20 protein-coding genes and 2 pseudogenes are annotated in these 21,521 nt (G+C 69.0%); 14 read left to right on the plus strand and 8 right to left on the minus strand.

What is annotated here, in order from left to right:
- Positions 1-68: 68 nt before the first annotated feature.
- Both ACFXAE_RS32655 and ACFXAE_RS32660 read right to left on the minus strand, forming a co-directional pair.
- Positions 69-1,292 carry an oxygenase MpaB family protein gene (locus ACFXAE_RS32655; RefSeq protein ID WP_384722126.1) on the minus strand — a complete coding sequence of 408 codons (1,224 nt, stop codon included), beginning with the start codon at positions 1,290-1,292 and terminating at the stop codon, positions 69-71.
- Positions 1,293-1,358: 66 nt separating this feature from the next.
- Positions 1,359-2,588, minus strand: coding sequence for an oxygenase MpaB family protein (locus ACFXAE_RS32660; protein ID WP_384722129.1), 1,230 nt, complete (start codon positions 2,586-2,588; stop codon positions 1,359-1,361).
- A gap of 138 nt (positions 2,589-2,726) precedes the next feature.
- On the opposite strand from ACFXAE_RS32660, the gene ACFXAE_RS32665 reads away from it, so the two are divergent.
- The gene (locus ACFXAE_RS32665; RefSeq protein ID WP_384722132.1) at positions 2,727-3,410 is read left to right on the plus strand and encodes a TetR/AcrR family transcriptional regulator; all 684 of its coding nucleotides are present in this window, start codon (positions 2,727-2,729) and stop codon (positions 3,408-3,410) included.
- Here ACFXAE_RS32665 and ACFXAE_RS32670 read toward each other — a convergent pair.
- Both ACFXAE_RS32670 and ACFXAE_RS32675 read right to left on the minus strand, forming a co-directional pair.
- Positions 3,401-5,566 carry a 3-hydroxyacyl-CoA dehydrogenase NAD-binding domain-containing protein gene (locus ACFXAE_RS32670; RefSeq protein WP_384722135.1) on the minus strand — a complete coding sequence of 722 codons (2,166 nt, stop codon included), beginning with the start codon at positions 5,564-5,566 and terminating at the stop codon, positions 3,401-3,403. The two genes, ACFXAE_RS32665 and ACFXAE_RS32670, sit on opposite strands and share 10 nt — an antisense overlap.
- Before the next feature lie 61 nt (positions 5,567-5,627).
- Complete coding sequence (locus tag ACFXAE_RS32675) at positions 5,628-6,836, minus strand: acetyl-CoA C-acetyltransferase (RefSeq protein ID WP_384722138.1); 1,209 nt, start codon at positions 6,834-6,836, stop codon at positions 5,628-5,630.
- Positions 6,837-7,125: 289 nt separating this feature from the next.
- On the opposite strand from ACFXAE_RS32675, the gene ACFXAE_RS32680 reads away from it, so the two are divergent.
- From ACFXAE_RS32680 to ACFXAE_RS32730, 11 genes and pseudogenes are all read left to right on the plus strand, one after another.
- A complete protein-coding gene (locus tag ACFXAE_RS32680; RefSeq protein WP_384722141.1) occupies positions 7,126-8,946 on the plus strand; it encodes an AMP-dependent synthetase/ligase in 1,821 nt (606 codons plus the stop codon).
- 36 nt (positions 8,947-8,982) lie between these two features.
- Entirely contained in the window at positions 8,983-9,603 is a 621-nt protein-coding gene (locus ACFXAE_RS32685) for a TetR/AcrR family transcriptional regulator (protein ID WP_384722144.1), read from the plus strand.
- 38 nt (positions 9,604-9,641) lie between these two features.
- Positions 9,642-10,784 (plus strand): acyl-CoA dehydrogenase family protein, encoded by a 1,143-nt coding sequence (locus ACFXAE_RS32690; RefSeq protein WP_384722147.1) that lies wholly within the window; start codon positions 9,642-9,644, stop codon positions 10,782-10,784.
- Positions 10,785-10,792: 8 nt separating this feature from the next.
- The gene (locus ACFXAE_RS32695) at positions 10,793-11,785 is read left to right on the plus strand and encodes an NAD(P)H-dependent flavin oxidoreductase (RefSeq protein ID WP_384722150.1); all 993 of its coding nucleotides are present in this window, start codon (positions 10,793-10,795) and stop codon (positions 11,783-11,785) included.
- Between the two features lie 147 nt (positions 11,786-11,932).
- Positions 11,933-12,406, plus strand: a complete 474-nt coding sequence (locus ACFXAE_RS32700) for a hypothetical protein (protein ID WP_384722153.1) — start codon at positions 11,933-11,935, stop codon at positions 12,404-12,406.
- 143 nt (positions 12,407-12,549) lie between these two features.
- Positions 12,550-13,827, plus strand: coding sequence for an IS701 family transposase (locus tag ACFXAE_RS32705; protein WP_384722156.1), 1,278 nt, complete (start codon positions 12,550-12,552; stop codon positions 13,825-13,827).
- A gap of 248 nt (positions 13,828-14,075) precedes the next feature.
- The gene (locus ACFXAE_RS32710; protein ID WP_384722159.1) at positions 14,076-14,345 is read left to right on the plus strand and encodes a hypothetical protein; all 270 of its coding nucleotides are present in this window, start codon (positions 14,076-14,078) and stop codon (positions 14,343-14,345) included.
- Positions 14,329-14,625, plus strand: a complete 297-nt coding sequence (locus ACFXAE_RS32715) for a hypothetical protein (protein WP_384722162.1) — start codon at positions 14,329-14,331, stop codon at positions 14,623-14,625. The genes ACFXAE_RS32710 and ACFXAE_RS32715 overlap by 17 nt, the downstream gene beginning before the upstream one ends.
- 323 nt (positions 14,626-14,948) lie before the next feature.
- On the plus strand, positions 14,949-15,113 hold the full coding sequence (locus ACFXAE_RS32720; RefSeq protein ID WP_384722165.1) for a hypothetical protein: 165 nt from the start codon (positions 14,949-14,951) through the stop codon (positions 15,111-15,113).
- A gap of 90 nt (positions 15,114-15,203) precedes the next feature.
- A complete protein-coding gene (locus ACFXAE_RS32725; protein ID WP_384722167.1) occupies positions 15,204-15,503 on the plus strand; it encodes a transposase in 300 nt (99 codons plus the stop codon).
- A 41-nt stretch (positions 15,504-15,544) separates the two neighbouring features.
- Positions 15,545-15,793: pseudogene (locus tag ACFXAE_RS32730) on the plus strand (IS3 family transposase); the annotation flags it as partial.
- Positions 15,794-16,039: 246 nt separating this feature from the next.
- Here ACFXAE_RS32730 and ACFXAE_RS32735 read toward each other — a convergent pair.
- Positions 16,040-16,981 carry a helix-turn-helix domain-containing protein gene (locus tag ACFXAE_RS32735; protein ID WP_384722170.1) on the minus strand — a complete coding sequence of 314 codons (942 nt, stop codon included), beginning with the start codon at positions 16,979-16,981 and terminating at the stop codon, positions 16,040-16,042.
- A gap of 141 nt (positions 16,982-17,122) precedes the next feature.
- On the opposite strand from ACFXAE_RS32735, the gene ACFXAE_RS32740 reads away from it, so the two are divergent.
- Entirely contained in the window at positions 17,123-17,848 is a 726-nt protein-coding gene (locus ACFXAE_RS32740) for an SDR family NAD(P)-dependent oxidoreductase (protein ID WP_384722173.1), read from the plus strand.
- A gap of 90 nt (positions 17,849-17,938) precedes the next feature.
- On the opposite strand, the gene ACFXAE_RS32745 is transcribed toward ACFXAE_RS32740, so the two are convergent.
- Positions 17,939-18,709 carry an IclR family transcriptional regulator gene (locus tag ACFXAE_RS32745; RefSeq protein ID WP_384722176.1) on the minus strand — a complete coding sequence of 257 codons (771 nt, stop codon included), beginning with the start codon at positions 18,707-18,709 and terminating at the stop codon, positions 17,939-17,941.
- A gap of 120 nt (positions 18,710-18,829) precedes the next feature.
- Here ACFXAE_RS32745 and ACFXAE_RS32750 point away from each other — a divergent pair, with 120 nt between their 5' ends.
- Positions 18,830-19,759 (plus strand): alpha/beta fold hydrolase, encoded by a 930-nt coding sequence (locus ACFXAE_RS32750; RefSeq protein WP_384722179.1) that lies wholly within the window; start codon positions 18,830-18,832, stop codon positions 19,757-19,759.
- Positions 19,760-19,807: 48 nt separating this feature from the next.
- Here the strand turns inward: ACFXAE_RS32750 and ACFXAE_RS32755 are convergent.
- Both ACFXAE_RS32755 and ACFXAE_RS32760 read right to left on the minus strand, forming a co-directional pair.
- Positions 19,808-20,599: pseudogene (locus ACFXAE_RS32755) on the minus strand (IS481 family transposase); the annotation flags it as partial.
- Positions 20,600-20,628: 29 nt separating this feature from the next.
- The coding region (locus ACFXAE_RS32760; protein WP_384722182.1) for a hypothetical protein at positions 20,629-21,521 on the minus strand (893 nt) is incomplete at its 5' end.

The raw sequence follows: 21,521 nt of genomic DNA on the forward strand, positions 1-21,521 counted from the left end.
GGACGGCACCGGGTGGGGTACGCCGGTGGGCGTACCCCACCCCGCGCCGTGGTGGTGCCGAACGTGGCTCAGGAGGGACGGTTGGTGTCCGGGATCTCGAGGTGGATGCCCCGTCCCTCGGAGAGGAAGAGCAGGACGAACTTGCGGAGGACCTCTTCCACCGTCCAGGCGGCCTGGGGGATCAGGGGCAGGGGTATGAGCCCTTCACGGAAGGCCACCAGCAGCGGCCAGGCGGCGCTGATCAACGGCTGCCAGAACGGCTCCCTCTCCAGCCCGATCAGGTCGCCGGTCCGGTTGCCCAGCGTGTACCGGGCGAAGCCGTTGATGAGAGGCCGGGTGAGACCGGCGTCGAGTTCGGCGACGATGTCGAGGAGGACGTCGGTCAGCTCGTTGCCCTCGGGCGTGGACGCCAGGATCGGGTCGAGGACCTGCCGGGACTGGGCGTTGGCCTCGTCCCAGGTGGCGGGGATGTACTCGTCCAGGACGCCGAGCATGTGCGCGGTGACCTGCCACACGTGCAGGTAGCCGTCCGACTCGGCGTCGGTGACCCGGACCCCCCAATCTATTAGCTTGCTCATGACAAAAGTGGCCAGGCTGTGCCAGGTGACCATGATGTCGGCCTGGCTGATGGGGATCGTCTGGCCGCCGCTGGTGCGGGACCAGCCCGGGGACTGGGGCAGCAGGTGCCGCACGGCCGCGTGCACCAGCCGGGTCTTCACGGCGGTCACGACCATCCCGCCCCGCGGCTGATAGGCGTCCAGATCGCCGACGTCGTACCCGAGCTGGGCCGTCTTGGCGATGCGGTCCTTCATGTCCGCGCCGCCCTTGGAGTAGTAGACGGCGCGCGCCTCTCTCGGGATGGCGGTGCTCATGAGGCCGCTGCCCAGGCCGTACAGGGCTCCGGTGTAGATGCCCTTCTTCGTGGTGAACCTGGCCGCGGCCGCGAGCTTGTCCCGGTCCGCCCAGGCGGGCAGTTGGCGCGCCTTCTCCATGAAGTCGCGCAGGTCCGCGGGGAGACCGGCCGGCAAGGGCTGGTCGTTGCGGGTCCACTTGCGGAGCGCTGCGTTGGCCTTGGCCACGTCACCGCGTTCGATCACGGCGGCGAGTACGGGATCGGCCTCCTCGTCCCAGACCCAGTCGGGGTCGACGCCCGCTCCCTTGCCCGCCACCGAGCCGCTCGGTGCCCACGTCCACAGGGACCTCGCCCGGGCCGGCGACGCGGCTCCCAGTGCCCCGAACGCTCCGAGCGTTCCTCCCATGATCAGCATCTTGCGCCTGCTCAGGTCGTCCATGACGGAGAACTCCTCCTTGGGTTCCGCCGAGGTCGGCGTGGCCGCCCATGAGGGCGCCGGCACCGCTCAGGCGGGACGGTTGGTTTCGGGGATCTCGATGTGCGTTCCCTGGCCCTTGGTGAGGTAGAAGAGGATGTACTTCCGGGCTGCCTCGTCGATCGTCCAGGCCAGGGGCGGCACCAGGGGCAGGGGGATCAGCTTCTCGCGGAAGGCGACCAGTTTCGGCCAGGCGGCCGCGACCGCCTTCTCCCAGAACGGCTCACGCGGGATGCCGTCCCAGTCGGCGACCTGATCGCCGACCAGGTACCGGGCGAGCGCGTTGACGAGGGGACGGTCGATACCGCCGGGACTGGTCTGCTCCGCGAGCTGGCGCAGCAGGATGTCGGTCAGTTCGACGCCTTCGCGGGTGGGGGCGAGAGCGGGGTCGAGGACCTGCTTGGACTGGGCTTCGGCTGCGTCCCAGGTGGCGGGGATGTACTCGTCCCGGATGCCGAGCAGGTGCGCGGTGACCTGCCACACGTGCAGGTAGGCCGTCGAGTCGGCGGCCGGGACGGGGACGTTCCACTCGAGCATCTTCCGCATGGCATAGGTGGGCAGGCTGTGCCAGGTGACCAGCATGTCCTGCTGGCTGATGGGGATCGTCTGGCCGCCGCTGGTGCTGGACCAGGCCGGGGACTGGGGCAGCAGGTGCCGCACGGCCGCGTGCACCAGGCGGGTTTTGACCGCCTGCACGATGACGTCACCGTCGGGCCGGTACGCGTTGAGGTCACCGACGGCGAAGCCCAGCAGGCTCGTCTTGGCGACCCGGTCCTCCATGTCGGCGCCGCCCTTGGAGTAGTACACGGAGCGCGCCTCACGGGGGATGGCAGTGCTCAGCATGCCGCCGCCCACACCGTTGAGCAGGTTGAGGTAGAGGCCCCTCGACTTGTTGAACTCGGCCGCCCTCTCGAGCTTGTTCCGGTCGGCCCAGGCGGGCAGTTGGCGCGCCTTCTCCATGAAGTCGCGCAGGTCCGCGGGGAGACCGGCCGGCAAGGGCTGGTCGTTGCGGGTCCACTTGCGGAGCGCTGCGTTGACCTTGGGCACGTCACCGCGTTCGATCACGGCGGCGACCAGCTGGTCGGCCTCCTCGTCCCAGACCCATTCGGGGTCGAGACCCGCTCCCTTGCCCGCCACCGAACCGCTCGGTGCCCACGTCCACAAGGATCGTGCGTGGGCGGGCGACGCCAGGCTCAGTGCCCCGAGGGCTCCCAGGGCCCCGCTCGCGAACAACATCTTGCGCCTGCTGAGTCCGTCCATCCCTTCGAACTCCTCCTCGAGTCCTGTAACACCGCTGCCTCAATTGGTACGATGAAACATATTGTGATTCCTTGTTTCAACAGGGGAGCACATACGTGACGTGAACGCCAGAGGCTTCACAGAAGTCGGGAGGCAATCATGGAACCTGTCCTGTCGGCCCTCATGGGGCCATCTGGCGTTCCGTCCGTGCTGGAGGTGGCTTTCAGCGAGGCTGTCGAAGGTGCCGAGCGCGACGACGAGGTCTCGGCGCGTCTGCTCGACGCCGCCTACGAGCAGTTCTGCCGCATGGGCGTCAAGCGCTCGACCATGACGGACGTGGCGAGGCTGGCCGGTGTCTCCCGGATCACCGTCTACCGGCGGTTCGCCACCAAGGACCAGTTGGTCGAGCAGGTCGTACGGCGCGAGTTCCGGCGGTACTTCGATCGCTTCATCGAGGACATCCGGACCGCAGAGACCATCGCCGACCGGGTCGTCCTGGGATGTGTGAGTTCGTTGCGCACCATTCGCCACAACCGCCTCATTGGTGGCCTCATGGACGCCGAACCGGATGCCATTGTGCCGTCCATGACCAGTGACGGGGGCCGCACACTGGGCGTGGTGCGGCAGTTCGTCGCGTCGCGGCTGTGTCAGGAGCAGCGGGCGGGCAACATCGCCGGCCATGTGGAGGTGGACCTGGTGGCCGAGATGATGGTCCGCGTGTCCGCGTCGCTCCTGGTCATCCCCAGCCATGTGATCGATCTCGATGACGACGAGCAGGTGCGTGCGGTGGCCCGGCAGTTTCTCGTGCCGATGCTCGGGCCGCCGCACTCGCTTCACTCGTAGCGTTCGCCCCTCTCGGCCTTGGCCACGAGGGACACGGGCGGCTCGAATCGCTCGCCGTACCGTTCGGCCAGCTCCCTGGCGCGGGTGACGAAGCCGTGGAGCCCGCCGGGGTAGCCGTTGATGTACTGCAGTACGCCGCCGGTCCATGTGGGAAAGCCGATGCCCAGGATCGAGCCGACGTTGGCATCGGGTACCGACCGCAGCACGCCTTCGTCGAGGCACCGGATGGTGTCCAACGCCTCGGCGAAAAGCATCCGTTCCTTCATGTCCTCGAACGGGATCTCGCGTCCCGGCACGGCGAAGTGTTCGTGCAGGCCGCGCCACAGCCGCGTCCGCCGGCCGTCGGCGTACTCGTAGAACCCGGCGCCCCAGGAGCGTCCGCCCCGCCCGAACTCGTCGATCATGCGGTCCACGACCGGCTCCGAACCGTGCGGATGCCACTGCCCTCCCTCGGCCAGCACCGCGGTCCTGGTCTCCTCCCGGATTTTCCGCGGCAGGGTCAGGGTCAGTTCGTCCAGCAGCTGCAGCGGCGGCGCGGGATAGCCGGCCTGGGAGCCGGCCTGTTCCACCGAGGCGGGAGGCAGTCCCTCACCGATCATGGCCACCGCCTCGTCGATGAACTTGGATATCACCCGGCTCGTGAAGAAGCCCCGGCTGTCGTTGACCACGATGGGCGTCTTGCCGATCTGCCGCGCGATGTCGACGGCCTTCGCCACGGTGTGCTCGCCGGTCTTCTCCCCGACGATGATCTCCAGCAGGGGCATCTTGTCGACGGGGGAGAAGAAGTGCAGGCCGATGAAGTCCTCCGGGCGCTTGACCCCCTTCGCCAGCCCGGTGATCGGCAGGGTGGAGGTATTGGAGCCCAGCACGGCGTCCGGTGCGACGACGTCCTCGACGTCGTGGAAGACCCTCTGCTTGAGGTCCGGGTCCTCGAAGACCGCCTCGATCACCAGATCGCAGCCGCTGAGATCGGCGGGGTCGGCGGTCGGCATGATCCGCGCGAGCACCTCGTCGGCCTTCTCCCGGGAGGTCCGGCCGCGTTCCACGGCCTTGGCCAGGAGTCCTTCGGAGTAGCCCTTGCCCTTCTTCGCCGCGTCGCAGGAGACGTCCTTGAGCACCACCAGCAGGCCGCTGCGGGCACAGGAGTACGCGATTCCGGCGCCCATCATGCCGGCGCCCAGGACGCCGACCCTGCGGGCAGTGTGGTGCGGGTAGCCGCCGGGGCGGCTGCCTCCGGAGCCGATGTGCTGCATGTCGTAGAAGAACGCCTGCATCATGTTGGTCGAGACTTGGCCTGTCATGAGCTCAACGAGATAGCCGGTCTCGATCTTCTGCCCGGCCTCGAGGTCGACCTGCGCGCTCTCGACGGCCGCGGCGAGGATGTTGCGGGGCGCCGGCACGTCCGCGCCCTTCAGCTGCTTGCGCAGGCGTGCTGCGAGGGTCGGCAGGATCGCCGCGACCTTCGGATGGGAGGGGGCGCCGCCGGGAATCCGGAAGCCCTCGGCGTCCCACGGCTGAGTGGCCTCGGGATGGGCCAGGACCCATTGCCTGGCCCTGGTGAGCGTCTCCTCCGGCGTCCGGGTGATCTCGTGGACCAGCCCTTTGGCGAGTGCCTCCTGGGGTTTGTACTGTTTCCCGGTGAGCAGGACGTCGGTCAGCGCTTCCTGAAGGCCCAGCAGACGGACGGTCCGGCTGACGCCGCCGGCGCCGGGCAGGAGTCCCAGGGTCACCTCCGGCAGGCCGAAGCGGCTGCCCGGCGCGTCCAGGGCGATGCGCCGGTGGCAGGCGAGCGCGATCTCGAACCCGCCGCCGAGGGCCGTGCCGTTCATGGCCGCGGCCACCGGCCTGCCGAGCGTCTCCAGCCGGCGCAACTGCGACTTCAGGACCGTACACAGCTCGCTGAGCTCCGCGGCGTTCTCCGGCCGCGCCTTGCTCATGAAGCCGATGTCACCGCCGGCGAAGAAGCTCTTCTTGGCGGAGGCGAGGACGACGCCGGTGATGTTCTGCCGCTCCGCCTCGAGACGGGCGACGGTGGCCTCCATCGAGTCCACATAGGTCTGGTTCATCGTGTTGACCGGCTGATCCGAATCGTCCATGGTCAGCACGACTACACCGTCGGATCCCTGTTCCCAGTGGATCATGTTCTTCTCCGGCATGGGTGCGGTGTTCCTTTCGAGAGGACGTGCGCGGCCGGCGTCCGGGGCGGCCGCGGGACGGTCACAGCCGTTCGATCACGGTGGCGATGCCCATGCCACCACCGGCGCAGAGGCTGACCACGGCCCGTCGTGCGGAGCGGCGCTCGAGTTCGTCCACGACGGTGCCCACGAGCATCGCGCCGGTGGCGCCGAGCGGATGCCCCATGGCGATCGCGCCGCCGTTGACGTTGACCTTCTCCCAGGGCAGGTTGAGGTCCTTGACGTAGCGGAGCACCACCGAGGCGAACGCTTCGTTGATCTCGAACAGGTCGATGTCGTCCACCGTCAGGCCGGCGAGGTCCAGCGCCTTGCGGGTCGCCGGAGCCGGTCCGGTCAGCATGATCGTCGGATCGGCGCCGCTGACCGCGGTCGCCACGATGCGCGCGCGGGGCACCAGGCCGCACTCCGCGCCGGCCCGCTCCGTGCCGACCAGGACGAGAGCCGAACCGTCCACGATCCCCGAGGCGTTGCCCGGTGTGTGCACGTGCTCGATGCGCTCCACCCAGTGGTACTTCTGCAGGGCCACCGCGTCGAAGCCCGCCATGGCGCCGATGTCCGCGAACGAGGGCTTCAGCTTGCCGAGCGTTGCCGCCGTCGTCTCCGGACGCATGTGTTCGTCCTGGGCGAGCACGGTGACCCCGTTGCGATCCGTGACCGGCACCACGGACTTGGCGAAGTAGCCGCCGGACCACGCGTGGGCGGCCCGTTGCTGGGACCGGACCGCGTATGCGTCGACGTCCTCGCGCGAGAAGCCCTCGATGGTCGCGATCAGGTCGGCGCCGATGCCCTGCGGTACGAAGTACGTGTCGAAGGCGGTCTCCGGGTCCGCGGCCATCGGACCGCCGTCGCTGCCCATCGGCACACGAGACATGGATTCCACGCCGCCGGCGATCACCAGCCGTTCCCAGCCGGAACGGACCTTCTGCGCGGCCGTGTTCACCGCCTCCAGTCCCGAAGCGCAGAATCGGTTGAGCTGGACGCCGGCCACGTGGTCCGGCAGCCCTGCCGCCAGCGCCGCCGTCTTGGCGATGTTCATGCCCTGGTCACCGACCGGGGAGACCACCCCGAGCACGACGTCGTCCAGCCGTTCCGGGTCCAGGCCGGGGTGGCGGCGACGGAGCTCTCCGATCAGGCCCGTCACCAAAGAGACCGGCTTGACGTGGTGCAGCGAACCGCGTTTCCCCCGGCCGCGTGGGGTGCGGATCGCGTCGTAGATGAATGCTTCGGTCACTGTCCTTGCACTTCCTCTCCGTCGGTAGGCGACGTGCTGCCGATCCGGGCACGCCGGGTGCACACGGTGGAACCGGTGGGGACAAGTAAGAACCGTTGTTGGCTATGCGTCAATAGTGTCCGTGTCGAAAGCGAGTCGCCTCAGGAAAAGTCGAGTTGGGTGCCGAGGGTCAGCGCGACACGCACGTGAAAGCTCTCGATGTATCAGCTATTGACACTTGGCCAAGAGGGCTTCACTGTGGGGGACCCGCTCAGGATCCGCTCACGTTTCGCGAGGGAGGGAGCCCGCCGTGGCCACAGCAGAGCAGCTGCACAAGTCCGTCGAAGGGCTGACGATCACCGCACTACTGCGCCGCAACGCCCAGCGGTACGCCGAGCGTCCGGCGCTGACCACCGGCATCGGTCCGGACGCCGGGACCCTGTCCTGGGCGCAGCTGCGCGCGGAGGTCGCCGCGCTGACTCGCGGTCTTCTGGCCCTGGGGCTGAATCGGGGTGACCGCATGCTCATCGCGATGTCCAAGCGCGCGGAGCACTGGATCACCGACCTGGCCGCGGTCCATGTCGGCGCCCTGCCCTGCAGTACGTACGACACGCTGAGTACTGAGCAGATCGGCGCCGTGGCCCGACACAGCGCGGCCACCGTCCTCGTCCTGGAAGGCGAGGAGCAGGTGCGGCACTGGCAGCCGGTCCTGGACGATCTGCCGAACCTGCGCGCTGTCGTCGTCCTCGACTGGAAGGCCGCCCCCGCCGACGACCCGCGTTTCGTCGCCTACACGGCCGTGCGCGGCGCGGTGCCCCCCGACAACGCCGGGTTCGAGGAACTCACGGACGCCGTCACCACCGGCCGGCCGCTGACCCTCGTGTACACCTCGGGCACGACCGGTGACCCCAAGGGCGTAGTGCTCTCCCACCGCAACGTGATCTACGAGTGTCTGATGCAGGACCAGCTCGTCGCGGTCCCGGACCACCCCAGGTCGGTCGCGTACCTTCCCCTGGCCCACGTCGCCGAGCGGGTCCTCGGAATCTACATGCCCGTCTGCAACGCGGGCCACGTCACGATCTGCCCGGAACCCGACCAACTCCTGCCCACGCTCCTCACGGTGCGCCCGCACGGCTTCTTCGGGGTGCCCCGGGTATGGGAGAAGCTCGCCGCCGGCCTGCGGGCGAAGCTCGAGGCACTGCCCGAGGGCCGGTCCGCGGCCATGACGCAGGCCCGGAAGACCGCTCTGGAGGCGTACCGGCTCCGCTCCGACGGCAAGGACATCCCGGCGCGGCTCGCCGAGTCGCTGGAACGACTCGATGCGCAGGTGATGCGGCCGGTCCGGGCCGCGATCGGGCTCGACGAATGCCGCAGGGCCTTCAGCGGCGCGGCACCGATCCCGGCCGGCGTCCTGGAGTTCCTGGCGAGCGTAGGACTGCCGGTGTACGAGGTGTGGGGCCTGAGCGAGACCACCGGCGCGGCAACCGTCAGCACCCCCGAGGCGTTCGCACTCGGCTCGGTCGGGCGGCCGGGGCCGGGCATCGAGGTCAAGGAGAGCGACGACGGCGAACTGCTCGTCAGAGGCCCGGTCGTGTTCGCCGGCTACCTGCAGGCCGACGGCCGTGTCGAGCCTGCGGCCGAGGCGGAAGGCTGGCTGCCCACCGGCGACGTCGGAACGGTCGATTCACGGGGCTTCGTCACCATCACCGACCGCAAGAAAGAGATCATCATCACCGACGGCGGGAAGAACATCGCCCCCACCAGGATCGAGTCCCTGCTGCGGGCGCACCCCCTGGTCGGCCATGCCGTCGCCATCGGGGACGGGCGGCGCTACGTCACCGCACTGCTGGTACTGGACGAGGAGACGGCTCCGCCGTGGGCACGGGCGAACGGTATCGCCGACGCGTCCGACCCCAAAGCGCTGGCCCGTCACCCGGAGGTGCTCGCGGCGCTCGACCAGGCCGTGGCCGAGGCGAACGCGGTGCTCTCGCGCGCGGAGCAGGTGAAGAAGCACCGTGTCCTCGCCGGTCCCTGGACCGCGGAGACCGGCGAGCTGACACCGAAGCTGAGCCTTCGCCGCCGAGCCATAGACGAAGCGCATGCCGCCACGATCGAGTCGATGTACACATAGGTCCGGCACACCGCGACCACGGAAGGACACCACCACATGGGCGTTCAGCGCCAGGCCCCGCGCCGCCGGATGGAGCCGGACGCCCGGCGGGCCGAGATCCTCGGCGTCGCACGCAGGCTGTTCGGGGCCAAGAGCTACAACACGGTCTCCATCGCGGACATCGCAGCCGAGGCCGGCGTGGCCCGCGCCCTGGTCAGCCACTACTTCGGCGGGAAGCGGCAGCTGTACCTGGAGGTGGTCCGGCAGATGATGGTCGTGCCCGCGTCCGTCTCCGAACGGCTGCCCCCGACCACGGCGGAGGAGCGCGTGTCGATCTGCGTCGACCGGTGGCTCGAAGTCGTGGAGCGCAACCGGGAGATGTGGCTGTCGGCGATCGGCCTGGAAGCACTCGGCAATGACCCGGAGATCGACCAGATCATGCTCGAAGCCGACGAGATCGCGACCGACCGCGTCCTCGAGGCCGCCATGATGGCCGACGTCACCGAGGGCCGGGAGAAACTCCGGGCGATGATCCGCGCCCACAGCAGCATGCTCAAGGCAGCCTCCCGCGAATGGCTGGTGCGTGGCACGCTCAGCCGCAGCGACCTGCACGTGATGCTCACACGCACCGTGCTCCACCTGGTCGGCACGGTCTTTCCCGCCTTGCGGGACACGTGACAGAACCCCCTACCCGCACTTGCCGAGGAGAGAACCTCATGCCCCGAGTCCTGTCGGACGAGCGCCGCGATCTGCTCAAGGCGATCGCCGACTTCTGCCGCCGCGAATGCGGAACCAAGGAACAACGCGACGAACTGACCGTCAACGGCCAGGAACAGCACAACCAGAAGCTGTACGAGAAGATGGCGGGGCTGGGCTGGCTCGGCATCGCCATCCCGGAGGAATACGGAGGCGCAGGACAGGGGATGACCGATCTCTGCCTGTTCCTCCAGGAGACCTCGTACGGGCTGGCGCCCATCAGCGGTTTCGGGACCACCGTCATCGCGGCCTCCGCCTACGAGAAGTTCGGCACCGAAGAGCAAAAGCGCACCGTCCTCGAAGGCGTGGCCGCCGGCCGGGTCGAGGCCATCTCGATGTCGGAACCGGGCGCCGGCTCCGACGTGGGCGCACTGACCTGCCGTGCCGAACGCACCAACGGCGGTTACCTGGTCAACGGGCAGAAAACCTGGTGCTCCAACGCGCACTTCGCCGACCACATCCTGCTGATCGCCCGTACCGAGCAGGGCGCGTCGAAACACCATGGGCTCACCCAGTTCATGGTGCCGACCGATGCCGAAGGCCTCCAGATCAGGGGCATCGACACCATGGGCGGCAAGGACGTCAACGACCTCTACTTCACCGACTGCTTCATACCGGACTCCGCGGTCGTCGGCGAGCCCGGACAGGGCTGGACACAGCTCATGGCCGGACTGAACCTCGAACGGATGATCCTCGCCGCCCTGATGCTGGGCGTCGCGCAACGGGCCTTCGACGACACCCTCACCTACGTCCGCCAGCGCGAACAATTCGGCCGCCCCATCGGCTCCTTCCAGGCGCTCAAGCACCGGATCGCCGACATGGCCACCGAACTCGAATGCGCACAACTGCTCCTCGACGACGTCGCCGCCGCGATCGACGCCGAACCCAGCCGCGTGTTCGCGCGCGAAGCGTCCATGGCGAAGCTCAAGTGCACCGAACTCGCCAAGCACGTGACCCTGGAGGGCATGCAGATGATGGGCGGCTACGGCTACGCCACGGAGTACGGCATGGAAGCCCTGCTCCGTTCGACCGTCGTCTCCACGGTGTACGGCGGAACGAGCGAGATCCAGCGGGACATCATCGGCAAGACCTACGGACTGTAGAGGGCGCGATGCTGACCACACGATTCTGCGAGACGTTCGGTGTGGAACACCCGATCGTCCAAGGCGGCATGCAGTGGGTGGGCCGGGCCGAACTCGTTGCCGCGGTGGCCGAAGCGGGCGCACTCGGCTTCCTGACGGCGCTCACCCAGCCGACTCCGGAGGCGCTCGTCGAGGAGATCGCGCGGTGCCGGGAGCTGACGGACAAGCCGTTCGGTGTCAACCTGACCATCCTGCCGTCGATCAACCCGCCCCCGTACGACGAGTACCGGCGCGCGATCATCGAATCCGGCGTGAAAGTCGTCGAGACCGCCGGCTTCAACCCCGAGGAGCACCTCCCGGAGTTCCACGCCCACGGGGTGAAGGTGCTGCACAAGTGCACCAGCGTCCGGCACGCGGTGAAGGCCGAGAAGATCGGCGTCGACGGGGTGAGTATCGACGGGTTCGAGTGCGCCGGCCACCCCGGCGAAGACGACATCCCCGGCCTGGTGCTCATTCCCGCGACCACGCAGCGGGTGTCCGTTCCGGTGATAGCCTCCGGCGGGTTCACGGACGGCCGCGGTCTGGTGGCCGCCCTCGCCCTGGGCGCCGAGGGCGTCAACATGGGCACCCGCTTCCTGTGCACCGCGGAATCCCCCGCGCACCGGCGCGTCAAGGAACAGATCGTCGCCAACAGCGAACTCGACACCGAGCTGATCTTCCGTCCCCTGCGCAACACCGCCCGGGTCGCGAGCAACTCCGTCAGCCGGAAGGTCGTCGACATACTCCACGACGGAGGGGAGTTCCCGGACGTACGGGACCTGGTCGCCGGCGCTCGGGGGCGCAGGGTGTTCGAGGACGGGGACCTGGACGCAGGCATCTGGAGTGCCGGCCTGGCCCAGGGCCTCATCGACGACATTCCGACCGTCGGGGACGTCGTGCGGCGCATCGTGGCGGAGGCCGAGGAACTGATCACCGGACGGCTGGCCGCTGTTCGTCGGGCATCGTCGGCCCGAACCGACTAGGACCTGTCCGGCCGATCTTCGTGATGCGGTCGACCGCCTGGATACCTCCATCCGGGACGTCGAACAGAACTTGCCGTCAGACTGCAGCGTTGTCAGTTCCCGCCGCTATCGTTCGCGCGTTCACGATCTTCAGGGAGGGGTGGCTCGATGGGCGCCAGCGGATGGGATTACGTCATCAGGTACGACGGTGATGTCGAGGCGGCCTTGGCGACATTGCAGGCCAGGGTGTTCCAGGAGGAGTACGGCGATGATGACCGATACCGAAGCCTGGAGGACCTCTACGAGGACGAGGAGTTCATGGGGACCGAGGGCACCCATACGATCCTCGACATCGACAGGGTTGTCGCCACGGATGCCCCGCCGACACGTTCCGGTATCGCTGACTACGGCACCCTGCGCCCTCTGGCCCTCAACCGCGTGATGCACCACTTCGGTACAAATCGCCCGTCGATCGAGCAGTACGAGGAACTCGCTGCTGCTGCCAACGAGGCTGCGAGCCATGAGGAGCACGAGCAAAGCCTGCTCGGCGAGTGTCAGATGCGGTGGACCGGTTACTACATCGTCCTCTACTCCGGCGACAGGCAGACTCACCTGGGAATCTTCGGATTCTCAGGAGACTAGTACTCCAGTCTGACTTCGCGATCTTGTCGCGGACCCGGTTGGGAACGGGTGCGGCCACCGCGTGATCATCGGTTGGTGTGTGGACAAACGAAGATCGTGCGGTGGCCGCAGGCCATAGCGTAGACCCTGCCCGATGGCGGGCGATGTTCGACCAGGCCACGGCCCGGATCGCGGGTCGGTTCGGGCGAGTTGAGCCGCAGGCTTCGGCCCGCGCCTATCTGCTCGGGCTGTTGTCGAATGTCGAGCGGAAGAACTGCTGGCAGCTGGCCGAGCAGGCCGGCCTGGCTCGGCCAGGGCCGATGCAGCGCCTGTTGCGCTACGCCCGCTGGGACGCCGATGCCGTCCGTGACGATCTGCGTGCCTACGCCGCCGACCACCTCGGCACCAACGGTGCGGTGCTCATCGTGGACGAGACCGGCTTCCTGAAGAAGGGCCGGTCCTCGGCCGGTGTGCAGCGGCAGTACACCGGCACCGCGGGACGTATCGAGAACGCCCAGGTCGGTGTGTTCCTCGCCCTGGCCACCAGCCGCGGCCGGGCCCTGATCGACCGCCGGCTCTACCTGCCCGAACACTCCTGGAGCACCGATGCCGAGCGCCGTCACGCGGCCGGAGTCCCTGAGGACATCCAGTTCGCGACGAAGCCCCAACTGGCCGGGGAGATGATCGCCGCCGCGCTGGACGCCGGCATCACCGCCTCCTGGGTGACCGGCGACGAAGCCTACGGACAGGACCCCCGGCTCCGTGCCGCCCTCGAGGCACGTGGCACCGGCTACGTGATGGCCGTCGCCTGCTCGACGCGGGTGCGGATCAACTCGGGCCGCACCCCTGTCCGCGCCGACAGTGCCGCCGGCCGCCTGCCCGCCACAGCCTGGCAGCGGCACAGTGCCGGCAACGGCGCGAAGGGCCCGCGCCACTACGACTGGGCCTGGATCCACACCGGCACCGACCACCACCTGCTGATCCGCCGCAACCGCACCACCGGCGAACTCGCCTTCTACCTGTGCTGGTCACCCACCGAGGTGCCTCTCGCCGAGCTGGTCCGTGTCGCCGGCGTCCGCTGGAGCGTCGAGGAGTGCTTCCAGGCCGCCAAGGGCCAGGTCGGCCTCGACCACTACCAGGTCCGCAACTGGACCTCCTGGCACCGGCACGCCACCCTCGCCATGCTCGCCCTGGCCTTCCTGACCGCCCTCGCAGCCGACGCGGCACCGCAACGGCCCGCCGGCCAGCATCACCCCGCCCGCAGCCGCGACCCCATTGCGTTGACCGTCCCGGAGATTCGCCACCTCCTCGGCGCCGTCTTCCCCCCACCAGTCATCTCCGCGACCAGACTGCTGCACTGGTCCACCTGGAGCAGACGCCACCAGGCGACAGCCCGACGCAGCCACTACCAACGACGGACCACCAACGAACCCGCTGGATGAATAACGAAACCGCACTGGAGTACTGGACAACAGGAATTGGGTCACAGCGTTCATGCCACGCCACCGGTTCCATGCCTCGCTGCTGAACACGAATGACCACCCTCGAACGGGTCGCAGAATTCGCAACGATGGAGCCAATCACCTCCAAACTGTATCGCAGGAAAAAATGAAACAGACAGGCAGAGAATCAGCACAGACACCAGGGGTACTCCCCGCCTATCACTGTCCACCCTGTAGGAGAGAGAGCCATGACACCCACGATGGGAAACGACGAAGGCAACCGGTTCTGCAAGGCGTGCGGCACGCCGGCCGAAGACGGGAAACTGTGCAACCACTGCGGCGCCGTCCTGGACCTCCCCGACGAGGCGGGACTGGTCGAGGACCAAGGCGCTGCAGTGCGACGCGACTTCGAAGGACGCACCCAGCAGGAGAAGGCGACCGGAGGACGACCCCGATCAAGCCGCTCCGTTGAACAGCATGCACCGGGGTACACGGGGCGGCATGGCATTCACAACTGATCGCGTCATGTCCCTGCGGGCCGTGCGGCAGCTGCGCCGGGTCCGCACCTTCTACGCAGGTGGCGTCCTTTTGTGGGCGGTGCTGACCGCCTGGACCGCCTGGCAGTTGCCCGGGAGCCGGCAGATGTGGGTGTCCGCCCTTCTCCTGGCCGTCTTCAGCACCCTCCTGCTCACAGCCTCCCTGTGGCTGCAACGCCTCCAGGCCGCAGACTCGCCGCGACGTCCCGCGCACCACGCCGCCTCACGCAAGGCCACTGCACCACGCCACGCACATGCCTGACCCACCGCCGGTAAGGCAGCACCGCCCGCCCGGATCTCATCGTGTTTCCGCGCCTCGACATCTGGCTGCAAGCCAGCCGTCGCCGACAGCCAGTCCCCCTCTGGACTACCTCTGAGTGTCTCTGAAGCCGGTGAGACCGTTCGTTTTCGGCCCTCTCCCAGGAGCCGGGAGGCAGGGAGCAGGCAGGGGGTAGGCGGGTAGGTATGGATGTCACACGACTTCGACAGGATGATCAGAGCTCACAGGAAACCCGGGCCCGAGGAACGATGCGGATGTGGCGGTGGGCCAGGTGGGCAGCACTTGTTCTCGCGGTCAGCTGGGCGATGAACTGGATCGTCAATCTCATCCAGGGCGAGCAGGGCCGGGACCTGTGGTGGCCTCTGGCCAGTACCGTCATCTGGGCAGCGTTGACCGTGTACGGCTTCAGGACCTACCGCCGGATCAGGACAACGACCCTGCCGGGCATCACCGGCCGCTCGTCTGCCTGACCACCTCAGCCAGCCCGCGGCCCTTGACTCCTGATCCTGGACACACGAGACACTGGATCCTGAGGATCTGAGAACGGACATCTCGTGGTCATGAAGCACTATCCGCCGCAATTCAAGGCGGACGCGGTCGCGCTGTACCAGTCGCGGCCCGAGGCGACGATCCGGCAGGTCGCTGCCGATCTGGGGATCAATCCCGAGATCCTGCGGAACTGGGTCCGGGCGGCCGGTGCGTCCCGTCCGCGGGGACGCCGTGCGGAGGTGCCGGCCGAGCCGCCGACGCCGTTGGAGACGGAGAACGCCGTTCTGCGCAAGAAGGTCCGCGAGCTGGAGGAGGAACGCGAGATCCTGCGCAAGGCGGCGAAGTATTTCGCCGGGGAGACGCGCTGGTGAACCGCTTTTAGTTCGTCGCCGACCACCAGCGCCGCTACGGCGTGAAGCGGCTGTGCACCATCCTGGGCATCGCCCGCTCCAGCTTCTCCTACTGGCGGGCGACGGCAGCGGACCGGGCCGCCCGGCAGACGGCCGACGCCCGCCTCGCCACCCGGATACAGGCCGTGCACCGCGAATCGGACGGCACCTACGGTGTCCCGAGGATCACCGCCGAACTTCGCGAGGACGGCGAGCGCGTCAACCACAAACGGATCGCCCGCGTGATGCGGAGCATCGGCCTGGCGGGCGTTCGACTGCGACACCACCCACACCGCCCGCGCCCTCGACCGCGCCGCCTACTGGGCAGGGCTCCCTCGCCCCCGCCACGACGCGGCAGCCGCCGGTCACCTCCGCGCTCGGCGACGGCAGTGACGAGGACGCGCCCCGGACACCACCCGCGGCGGAGCCGTCGTCGCCGCAGCTCTGTCTGCTGGTGGTGGCCTCGGCTGACCCGGGCGTCCCTGCCGTGGGCGGGTGGCGGCACCGGCCCCGTACAGCTATGTGGCATCCGTTTCACGGGCAGCGGTCGCGGCGTAGTCGGTCGGGGTCCGGCCGTAGTACTTGCGGAAGGCGCGGGCGAAGTGGCCGCTGTCGGCGAACTGCCAGCGGGCGGCTATCTCCGTGACGGTCATGCGCCGGTTCGATGCGACGAGCTCGCGGCATGCCTCCTCGAGGCGGCGGCGCCGGATGTAGGTGCTCAGCGGTCGGCCTTCCCTGGCGAAGGCCCGTTGGAGGGTACGCGGGGAGACGTTCAGCTCCCGGGCGAGAGCCGAGGGGGACAGGTCGGGGTCGGTGAGCCGGCGGTCGGCCAGGTCCCGCGCGGCTTGGGCCAGGGCCGGCGACAACAGGGGCTCCACGTCGTCCAGGCCGCCCCCGGCGGCGGCCCGGGCCAACTCGGCCAGGGTGCTGCGGGCGGCGTCGACCCCGGCCGGCCCGAGACGGTCCAGCATCCGGCCCACCATGGCGGCGTGCGCCGTCAGCAGCCGCACCTCGGCGGTGTCGGCCGGACCGGAGGCCGGACCGCCCCGTCCGGGCCGCACCTCTGCGGCGGGCAGGACGAGTACCTGCACGAGGGTGTGTGGCGCCGCGGAGAAGTGGGACAGCCTTCCCGTCTGTACCAGTAGGCGGCCGGCCGGTGCCGTGTGCTCGGCTCCTCCCGGTTCCTCGAACCGCCAGGTCCCCCGGTGGACGATCCACAGGCGTACGTGATCGTCGGCCCCGACCCGTCGGCCCGCCGTTCGCAGGGCGGCCGCGGTCTCGAAGCGGTTGAACATCATGTCCCGCACCCGGAACCCGCGGGACCGCGCCGAGAAGCCGGACACGGTCGTCCGGCGGAAGGGCGCCAGCGCGAAGGTCTCGCCCATCCGGCTTCGCCACTCGTGTGCGAAGTCGCTGAAGGCGTTCGCGCCGCTCACGTCTGCTGAGAAAGTGCCGCTCATCGTTGTCGCGAATCTCCTGTTCGGGCTGACGCACCGATCCGAGGCGCCGAGACCACACGCTTCCTACCGTTGTTCCGGCATGCATCGAAGATCCGACATCCGCAGTTCGGAATGTCGATACGAGGGTAACGAGGTGGCGAATTGAGCACGCTCGCGATCGTGGGCGCAGGCCCGCAACTGGGGCGCGCGATCGGCCGGCGGTTCGCCGCCGAGGGGGTCGACGTGGCGCTGATCGCCCGCAGCCGTACGCCGCTGCAGGCGGTGGCCGACGACCTGTCCGACACGGGCGTGCGGGCCGAGGCGTTCCCCGCCGACGTGACCGACCGTCCCGCTCTGCACGCGGCGCTCACCGCCGCCGAGGAGCGGCTGGGACCGATCGACATACTCGAGTACTCGCCCGCGCCGTCCCTGGCCGATCTGCGCCGGGCGCCGCTGGTCGAGGCCACGAAGGTCACCGTCGACTCGGTTTTGACCCAGCTGGATCTCTACCTGCTCGGCGGTGTCGCGGCGGTGCAGCACGTCCTGCCCGGCATGCTGGAGCGAGGCACGGGGACGATCCTGGTCAGCAGCGGGGCGGGGTCGGGGCCGGTGATCGCCCCGCACGTGGCGAACGTCCAGATCGCCACCGGCGGGATGCGCAACTGGATCCTCAACCTCCACGCGGCGCTCTCCGGCACCGGCGTCTACGCCGCGCACGTGGCGATCGCCGCCTTCATCGGCCAAGGGGGCCACGACTCCCAGCCGCAGACGATGGCCGACGCCTACTGGCGGCTGCACACCGAGCGCACCGAAGCCGAGCTCGTCATCCAGGACCTGCCGGACGACTACCTGGAACGGGGCCTGGCGGACAAGTTCGTCGAGTCCTGAGCCGCTGACGGCTTCGCGGGTCGTTGTCAGGCGCGTGAGATCGGGACCCGGCGCCGTGGGCGCCGGTCTGCCGCATGGCCAAGTCGCGGTTCACCGCCCCACGGCCCGGGAGATCGCCAGGCCCGCCGTCCGCAGCGCCGTCCGAGCGGCGGCGGCCCGGGTTCCGCCCTCGTCGGGGGTGACCAGGGACAGCGCGCCCAGCGCGTCACCGTGACGGTCCAGGATCGGGGCGGCGACGGTTGACATGGTGGTGGGCCCGGAACGCAGGGGGTTGGGCACCGTCATGGCGCAGACGCCCTCCGTGCGGACGGCGGCCATGAGCCGGCGCAGGAGCGCCGCGTCGTTCGCGTCGGCCAGCGCCTCCTCCCGCACCCGCTCGGGGGCGTGCGCCAGCAGGGCGATGCCGATGCCGGTCCCGGTGAGGGGGAGGCGACCGCCGACCCTGTACTTGACCGCTGCCGAGTCCCGTGCGGACAGGCGCTCGACGAGAACGGCCTCGTCGCCGTCGCGCACTGCGAGGAGGATGTGCTGGCCGGTGACCCGGTGCAGGTCCTCCATGAACGGCAGCGCGGCGGCGCGCAGTCCGTGACCGCGGGGCGCCAGCGAGGCGATCTCGAGGAGCTGCAGGCCGACGACGAAATCGCCGTTGTCGCGGCGTTCGAGGGCGCCCACACCCGTCAGCTGGGCCGCGATCCGGGACGTGGTGCTCTTCGGAAGCCCCGCCCGAGCCGCGAGCGTGTGAAGGGGCAGGCCCTCCCCGGCCTCCGCGAAGGCGCCCAGGACCCTGAAGGCCCGCTCCAGGATCGGTTCGCCGCGGGGCGGCCGTCCCGAGCGAGGGGTCTGTACTGGCGTTCCACTCATCGGAATCGTCGGTGCGCGTCGGCGGCCACGGTTCGAATACTAGCTCCGTGACTCGCCCACCCGATGACCGGTGGATGCCGGTGCTGGTCGGGTTCGGGCTCAAAGACCAAGGAGACAGCAATGACGGCCGATCCCGCGCTGCGCGACGTCTACGTCCCGCACGCCTATCCCGAACAGCAGGCCGACCTCGGTGAGATCACCATGAACTACGCCGAGGCCGGTGATCCGGACAAGCCCGCCGTGCTGCTGGTCCCCGAGCAGACGGGCTCCTGGTGGGGGTACGAGGAGACGATGGGCCTCCTCGCGGAGGACTTCCACGTCTACGCCGTCGACTTGCGGGGCCAGGGGCGCAGCAGCTGGACGCCGAAGCGGTACAGCCTCGACAACTTCGGCAACGACCTGGTCCGGTTCATCGCACTAGTGGTGCAGCGACCCGTCGTCGTCGCGGGCAACTCCTCCGGCGGCGTCCTCGCGGCCTGGCTGTCGGCGTACGCCATGCCCGGGCAGATCCGGGGTGCGCTGTGCGAGGACGCCCCATTTTTCGCGTCCGAACTCGTCCCTGCATACGGCCACTCGGTCCGCCAGGGGGCGGGCCCCCTGTTCGAACTCTTCCGCACGTACCTCGGCGACCAGTGGAGCGTGGGCGACTGGGAGGGCTACCGCCGCGCGGCCGGCGCCGCGTCGTCGCCGATGGCGCGGCACTTCGTGGCCGACGAGATCCCGCAGCACATGAAAGAGTACGACCCGGAGTGGGCGCGGACCTTCTGGGAGGGGACCGTCGGACTGAACTGCCCGCACGAGCGCATGCTGAGCCAGGTCAAGACGCCGGTACTCCTCACGCACCACACGCGCGGCATCGACCCGGAGACCGGCGACCGGCTCGGGGCGCTCTCCGACGAGCAGGCCGCGCAGGCCAGGCGGTTGATGGAGTCGGCGGGGGTGAAGGTCGACTACGAGTCCGTGCCGGACGCGTTGCACGTGATGCACCAGCTCGACCCGGCGCGGTACGTGAAGATCTTCACCCAGTGGGCGGCCACGCTGGCTGAGTGACCGGCGGCCGCGCCGGACGCGTCTACAAGGCGGCGAGGAGAACCAGGCGTATTGCCCCGCAGGCTTGTTGACGCTGCTGATGGGTGGCTGGCCATCGAGAGCGGTGTGGCACCGGTGATAGTTGTAGGTGTGCAGGAAATCCGCCAGGCTTCGGTGCGTTCAGCGTTGCTGGAGTACGGGCGCACGTACGCCCATTCGTCGAGCAGGGTGCGATCCAGGCGCTCCACCTTGCCGTTCGTTTGCGGACGGTAGGGCCGGGTGCGTTTGTGGATGATGCTTGCGGCACTCAGGGTCTGTCCGAACAGTGTGGATCTGTAGCAGGAGCCGTTGTCGGTCAGGACGCGTTCGACGGTGATGCCGTGCTCGGTGAAGAAGGTGTTCGCGCGCTGCCAGAAGGCGGCGGCGGTCTCCTCGCGCTCGTCCGGTCAGGACCTCGCGTAGGCGAGCCGGGAGTGGTCGTCGACGACGGTGTGAACGAAGCTGTAACCGATCACCGGGCTTCCGCCTTTACGCGCGTCGGTTGTGGCCTGCCGGTTGGCCATGGCCTGTTGTCGGGGCATGGTGCGGTGGCCACAACCGTCGGGGAGGTTGCCGGGCTTCTTGATGTCGACGTGGACGAGTTCGCCAGGGCGGAAGCGTTCATAAGGGCGGATGACCTGTCCGGTGGGCCGGTCCACCAGCGCAGCCGGTTCAGGCCGTGGCGGGTCAGGACGCGGTGCACTGTGGAGACGGGTATGCCCAAGACCGGGGCGATCGTGCTGGGCCGAGCTTCCGCTCGTGCCGCAGCGCGCAGATCCGTGCTTCGGCAGCCGTGGGGGCGCGGTGTGGGGTGGTCCGGGGATCGGCACGGATTCACCTGCCGACGCCCCTCATAGGCTGCATTTCCCGGCGGCGAGGGCCGTGATCGCGCACTCGGCGGAGTGCCGTGCCGCGAGCGCGGAAGGGAAGGGCCCGCAACCGTGGGAAGCGCGGCCGGTCGGTCCGTTCGTGATACGCCACTGCCAGGCGGTGTGTGCGGCAGGCGGTGAGGGGTGGTGCCAGACGGGCTGTGCGGAGGAGGGTGGGTTCTCCGCGTTCTGGACCAGTACGTCGTGGACCACTCCGCCAATCACGGTAGAGGAACGCCTCACGTTGCCGTCGGTGCTCCAGTCCAGGGGCGTCGGGGAGGACTCCGACACTTCCAGGAGGACATCGGCGAGGTCGGCCAGAGTCCGATACAGCGCGGCACGAGCCGTGTCGCTGTGGTGACGGCCCCACCGGCATGGGGTCCGTTCAGCGATTTCGTCCACGATGACCTGCGCGGCGATGTCGTCCAGAGAGTCCGGCTGTTCGAGGCGTTCTCGCGCCAGAGATGCGGTGGCGCCCCACGCGAGGTCGTCGCGGGTCATGGCGGTACAGCGTGCCAGCGTCCACAGGTCGGTGGGCCCCAGGTCGTCGACCGTGTGCTGGATGCAACGGGCGAGCGCGTCCGACAGGGGCGGGACGTGGGCGTTCAGGAGGCCGGCGCGCACCTCGGTGGCCGCGCTCACGTCGCCCGGTTGCAGCGCGCCCAGCGGCAGCGAGGTCGCTGCGTGCAGTACGCGCCCGTAGACGCGCCGTGCCGGATGAGGACCGGAGGGCGGTGCAGGGCGCCCCGACAGGGAGCACAAGGCGTCCAGCAGTTTCACCGGTGCAACCCTCAGGTTGACGCACGCTCTCGACAGGCGATCATCCATCGTGTCCCCCTCCTCTTTCAGGGACGGAGGCCGGTCTGGCGCGGACA

Source organism: Streptomyces sp. NPDC059454, from assembly GCF_042749965.1.
GTDB lineage: Bacteria > Actinomycetota > Actinomycetes > Streptomycetales > Streptomycetaceae > Streptomyces.

Excerpts from the sequence above, each read along its gene's own strand:
- ACFXAE_RS32655 (WP_384722126.1), bottom strand. The coding sequence starts at position 1,292 with ATGGACGACCTGAGCAGGCGCAAGATGCTGATCATGGGAGGAACGCTC.
- ACFXAE_RS32660 (WP_384722129.1), bottom strand. The coding sequence starts at position 2,588 with ATGGACGGACTCAGCAGGCGCAAGATGTTGTTCGCGAGCGGGGCCCTG.
- ACFXAE_RS32665 (WP_384722132.1), top strand. The coding sequence starts at position 2,727 with ATGGAACCTGTCCTGTCGGCCCTCATGGGGCCATCTGGCGTTCCGTCC.
- ACFXAE_RS32670 (WP_384722135.1), bottom strand. The coding sequence starts at position 5,566 with ATGCCGGAGAAGAACATGATCCACTGGGAACAGGGATCCGACGGTGTA.
- ACFXAE_RS32685 (WP_384722144.1), top strand. The coding sequence starts at position 8,983 with ATGGGCGTTCAGCGCCAGGCCCCGCGCCGCCGGATGGAGCCGGACGCC.
- ACFXAE_RS32690 (WP_384722147.1), top strand. The coding sequence starts at position 9,642 with ATGCCCCGAGTCCTGTCGGACGAGCGCCGCGATCTGCTCAAGGCGATC.
- ACFXAE_RS32695 (WP_384722150.1), top strand. The coding sequence starts at position 10,793 with ATGCTGACCACACGATTCTGCGAGACGTTCGGTGTGGAACACCCGATC.
- ACFXAE_RS32700 (WP_384722153.1), top strand. The coding sequence starts at position 11,933 with ATGGGCGCCAGCGGATGGGATTACGTCATCAGGTACGACGGTGATGTC.
- ACFXAE_RS32705 (WP_384722156.1), top strand. The coding sequence starts at position 12,550 with ATGTTCGACCAGGCCACGGCCCGGATCGCGGGTCGGTTCGGGCGAGTT.
- ACFXAE_RS32710 (WP_384722159.1), top strand. The coding sequence starts at position 14,076 with ATGACACCCACGATGGGAAACGACGAAGGCAACCGGTTCTGCAAGGCG.
- ACFXAE_RS32715 (WP_384722162.1), top strand. The coding sequence starts at position 14,329 with ATGGCATTCACAACTGATCGCGTCATGTCCCTGCGGGCCGTGCGGCAG.
- ACFXAE_RS32720 (WP_384722165.1), top strand. The coding sequence starts at position 14,949 with ATGAACTGGATCGTCAATCTCATCCAGGGCGAGCAGGGCCGGGACCTG.
- ACFXAE_RS32725 (WP_384722167.1), top strand. The coding sequence starts at position 15,204 with ATGAAGCACTATCCGCCGCAATTCAAGGCGGACGCGGTCGCGCTGTAC.
- ACFXAE_RS32735 (WP_384722170.1), bottom strand. The coding sequence starts at position 16,981 with ATGAGCGGCACTTTCTCAGCAGACGTGAGCGGCGCGAACGCCTTCAGC.
- ACFXAE_RS32745 (WP_384722176.1), bottom strand. The coding sequence starts at position 18,709 with ATGAGTGGAACGCCAGTACAGACCCCTCGCTCGGGACGGCCGCCCCGC.
- ACFXAE_RS32750 (WP_384722179.1), top strand. The coding sequence starts at position 18,830 with ATGACGGCCGATCCCGCGCTGCGCGACGTCTACGTCCCGCACGCCTAT.